The 3,454-nt window shown below is 35.4% G+C and carries 9 protein-coding genes; 5 read left to right on the forward strand and 4 right to left on the reverse strand.

The window, feature by feature from the left end; genetic code table 11:
* Positions 1 to 187 precede the first annotated feature (187 nt).
* Positions 188 to 1,210 carry a zinc-binding alcohol dehydrogenase family protein gene (locus CP368_RS09410; protein ID WP_089145575.1) on the reverse strand — a complete coding sequence of 341 codons (1,023 nt, stop codon included), beginning with the start codon at positions 1,208 to 1,210 and terminating at the stop codon, positions 188 to 190.
* 149 nt (positions 1,211 to 1,359) lie between these two features.
* Between CP368_RS09410 and CP368_RS09415 the strand changes: the two genes are divergently transcribed.
* Together CP368_RS09415 and CP368_RS09420 are read left to right on the forward strand one after the other, a co-directional pair.
* On the forward strand, positions 1,360 to 1,695 hold the full coding sequence (locus CP368_RS09415) for a helix-turn-helix domain-containing protein (protein ID WP_013085779.1): 336 nt from the start codon (positions 1,360 to 1,362) through the stop codon (positions 1,693 to 1,695).
* A gap of 185 nt (positions 1,696 to 1,880) precedes the next feature.
* The gene (locus CP368_RS09420) at positions 1,881 to 1,949 is read left to right on the forward strand and encodes a putative holin-like toxin (protein WP_223876185.1); all 69 of its coding nucleotides are present in this window, start codon (positions 1,881 to 1,883) and stop codon (positions 1,947 to 1,949) included.
* A 185-nt stretch (positions 1,950 to 2,134) separates the two neighbouring features.
* On the opposite strand, the gene CP368_RS11075 is transcribed toward CP368_RS09420, so the two are convergent.
* Both CP368_RS11075 and CP368_RS10920 read right to left on the reverse strand, forming a co-directional pair.
* Entirely contained in the window at positions 2,135 to 2,236 is a 102-nt protein-coding gene (locus CP368_RS11075) for a hypothetical protein (protein WP_233185878.1), read from the reverse strand.
* A gap of 10 nt (positions 2,237 to 2,246) precedes the next feature.
* The gene (locus CP368_RS10920; RefSeq protein WP_233185877.1) at positions 2,247 to 2,429 is read right to left on the reverse strand and encodes a DUF2992 family protein; all 183 of its coding nucleotides are present in this window, start codon (positions 2,427 to 2,429) and stop codon (positions 2,247 to 2,249) included.
* 8 nt (positions 2,430 to 2,437) lie between these two features.
* On the opposite strand from CP368_RS10920, the gene CP368_RS09430 reads away from it, so the two are divergent.
* Entirely contained in the window at positions 2,438 to 2,764 is a 327-nt protein-coding gene (locus CP368_RS09430) for a helix-turn-helix transcriptional regulator (RefSeq protein ID WP_098044383.1), read from the forward strand.
* 108 nt (positions 2,765 to 2,872) lie between these two features.
* Here the strand turns inward: CP368_RS09430 and CP368_RS10995 are convergent, their stop codons facing one another.
* Positions 2,873 to 3,001: a hypothetical protein gene (locus CP368_RS10995; protein WP_005728161.1), complete on the reverse strand. Its 129-nt coding sequence runs from the start codon at positions 2,999 to 3,001 to the stop codon at positions 2,873 to 2,875.
* 135 nt (positions 3,002 to 3,136) lie between these two features.
* On the opposite strand from CP368_RS10995, the gene CP368_RS10625 reads away from it, so the two are divergent.
* On the forward strand, positions 3,137 to 3,313 hold the full coding sequence (locus CP368_RS10625; RefSeq protein ID WP_199161221.1) for a hypothetical protein: 177 nt from the start codon (positions 3,137 to 3,139) through the stop codon (positions 3,311 to 3,313).
* On the forward strand, positions 3,310 to 3,454 hold a 145-nt coding region (gene tnpB, locus CP368_RS09435), incomplete at its 3' end, for an IS66 family insertion sequence element accessory protein TnpB (protein ID WP_143468321.1). The genes CP368_RS10625 and tnpB, both read left to right, overlap by 4 nt.

Genomic DNA, 3,454 nt, shown 5'->3' on the forward strand with positions numbered 1-3,454 from the left:
AAAAAAGCTGACTGCTAGGTCAGCTTGGCCCTATCCATCCCCGCATTAAAATACGGGGATTTTCGGGCGTTTTTCATTAAAGCGGGCTGCAAAGGAGGTCTTTGGATCTCCTTTTTCTTTATCTAAATTATAGCATATTTTTTAAATTAAAAGCCTGCAAAATTAATTGCGAGCTTTCTATTAATGCTTAGTTTTCCCAGTCATAAACCACAACTTTACCGGTCATATGACCACTTTCTACTAATTTATGAGCCTTTCGTAAATTTATTGCATTTAAGGGTTCTAATGACTTAGTCATAGTGCATTTAAGTTTGCCATTATCTAACATCTGGGCAATTTTGTTTAAAATATCATGCTGACTAATCATATCTTCAGTTTGATAATAGGATTTAGTATACATCCATTCCCACGAAAAGTGTGCTTTCTTTTTGGTAAGCAACCTTAAATTTATTGGACGATGATTTTCAGTAATTGAAACAATGTGTCCCTCTGGTTTAATTAACTCACACATTTCTTTCCAATGACCATCTAAATCCTTTAATTCTAGGATGTAATCAACATACTTATATCCTAATTTCTTTACTTGTTTTACCAAGTCTTCACGATGGTTCACAACATAATCTGTGCCGTGATCTTGTGTCCATTTAATACTATCTGGACGGGATGCAGTTGCAATTACTGTTAATCCTGCTAAATGTGCCAATTGTGTAGCTACTGATCCTACTCCCCCAGCACCATTAATAATCAAGATCGTTTTACTCTGATTATTCTCTTGATTCCAAGTTAAACCCATTTGTTCAAATAAGGCTTCATAAGCTGTAAGTGAGGTTAAAGGCATTGCAGCCGCTTCATTATCTTTTAAAGTCTTTGGAGCATGACCAACTATTCTTTCATCAACTAGTTGGTACTCACTATCACTGCCTGATCTAATAAATGAACCTGCATAAAATACCCTGTCACCTTGTTTGAAGAGACTAACTTTCGACCCTACTTCTTCTACTACACCACATGCATCCCAACCGATCACTTTAGGCGTTTTTAAGACCATATGTCCACTTTTTCTAACTCCAACATCTACTGGGTTAACTGAAACTGCATTAACTTTTACTAACAAGTCATGACCCTTAGCAGTAGGTTTTTCCATATCAAAATCAATCAAACTTTCAGGATCATCAATCTTCAAGTGTTTTTTGAATCCAATTGCTTTCATTTTTATCTTCCTTCCTTATTTACTAATTAATTGTAAGTAAGCCATAGATAAAAACAAGAAGTGAATTTTTCCTTACTAAGTAACAAATTTTTCCCTAGCTTGATTAAATTTAAAGATTTAGAATTGAATTATTATATCGAGGTGAAAGAATGCCACGTCATATTTATAACTGCTCTGAAGGCTGTCCTGTTGAAAGTACACTTCAAATTATTTCAGGTAAATGGAAAAGTGTTATTATCTATCATTTAATCAAGAAAAAACACTGTCGTTTTAATGAATTGCAGAAATTGATGCCTAATTGTTCCAGACGAATGTTGTCACTTCAATTAAAAGAGCTAAAAAGTGATCAAATTATTGATAAAACTATTTTTCCAACAGTACCACCTAAAACAAGTTATCAATTAACTGCATTAGGTGAGACCCTTACCCCATTAATTTTAGAAATGGAAAAATGGGGCGACAAATATAATCAATTGCATGAATAAGAGCCCGCAAACTAATTGCGAGCTTTTTTATCTTGTTCGTCTTCTTTTGCAAACAAAATTTCTGTACAATTATTTTCGCAGAAAGTTTTATGAGCGGCGGTTGTTTTTCCTCCCGGAGGTGAGGCCTATGGTCAATATACTACAGAAAGGGTTCAACCATGTCGGTTTACGAGAGTATTTCTTTGATGCTTTTGTTCGGTACGTTTGTGTTAGCTCTGCTAACTTACATCGACCATCATCACGACAAAAAATAAAAACGCCGCTCAATGTAATAACTTTGGAAGAGTTATTGAGTAGCGTTCACCGCAAAAAATAATCTTAACCGCCGCTCTTAAAGCGGGCTGCAAAGGAGGTCTTTGTATCTCCTTTTTCTTTACTTAAATTATAGCATATTTTCCAAAATGAAAACCCGCAAAATTAATTGCGAGCTTTTTCGACATCAATGACCACGGTGTTTTTCTCGACGTTTGACTTGTTTTTGTAAGAAACGTCTTTCTTGTTCTTCACGTTTCCTATCCTTCTTTACCTTTTTCTTGGCTATCTTTGACTGCTCAAATTGTTTTTTTCAAAGCTTGTTGTGCTTTGGTACCAATAGCTTTCTTTTGCGTGGCCTTATGAGCCAATCTTTGTGCTCTCTTAGGATTAACATGATAAACTTTTTCTTTTTCCGCTGTAGTTTGATAAAAATGCAGTTTCGAATAATAAAAGTTTACTAGCGTAAGTATCTCTGGCATATGTGGCAATGAATCTCCGTGAAGTAAATGACAAGGCAGGTTTAGGTAGAAACTCCATTTACAATTGGAAGAATCAAAGACCAGGAATTGATGCACTTAATGCAGTTGCAGATGTACTACACACATCAGCCGATTATTTAAGTGGCAAGACAGATAATCCTAGTCCATCGACTAAAGGTGATGAAACTGGTGGTATTTCTATCGATGGTGAAGTACCATATTTCTATCATGGCTACACTATTCCAGAAGACTACCTGAACATAGTTCGTCAACTTATGGAACGTGATATCAAAAAAGGACTTATTAAACGACATGACAACAGCAGATCAGAATAAACAAGAACTCATAGACTGGTTATTTGCCTACGCAAAAAAGCCTCAAATTGGCTATCTAAAGCCAAATGATGCTTTAATTGCTTTTTTCTCCAATGTCAATAGCTTAACTTAATGACATTGGAAGTCTAATTCTAGGTCATTTTTCTTTAAAGAAAGCAGTAAATGATTACGAGCTGGCTTAGACTTTTTAGCTTTTGGCTCACGAGCAAGAGGGACGATTAGCTTTTTTTCTGACATATGAATAACCTCCAAAATATTGATAAATTAATCATAATTGAAATCTAAAACGTAAGCGTCAGATAACCGAGTATCTTTCTTAGTCCTCTTTTTTCAGCTATTCTAAACTTATCAAAAATATTGGAGGTTAGAATTATGCTCGAAAAACAACAGCCAATTGTGGCTCTAAATCATCCGGCCAGACCAAAGAAGACGCGGCCACCACGTAATAATCTGTTGCTTAGTTTAAAGAAGAATGACTTAGAATTGAACTTTTATAGTAATTTGGATCCTGAGTTAATGAATAAATTACTTGAGAAAGTCTTACCATGATTAGGCTTAGTGACTTGGGGCAAGTTTATATCGTTTGTGGTAAGACTGACCTACGTAAAGGCATTGATGGCCTAGCAATCTTAATTAAAGAACAGTTTGAACTTGATCCTTTTAGCGGCAAAGTCTTCCTCTTTTGCGGCG

It is taken from the genome of Lactobacillus sp. UMNPBX17, assembly GCF_002553735.1.
Taxonomy (GTDB): Bacteria; Bacillota; Bacilli; order Lactobacillales; family Lactobacillaceae; genus Lactobacillus; species Lactobacillus gallinarum.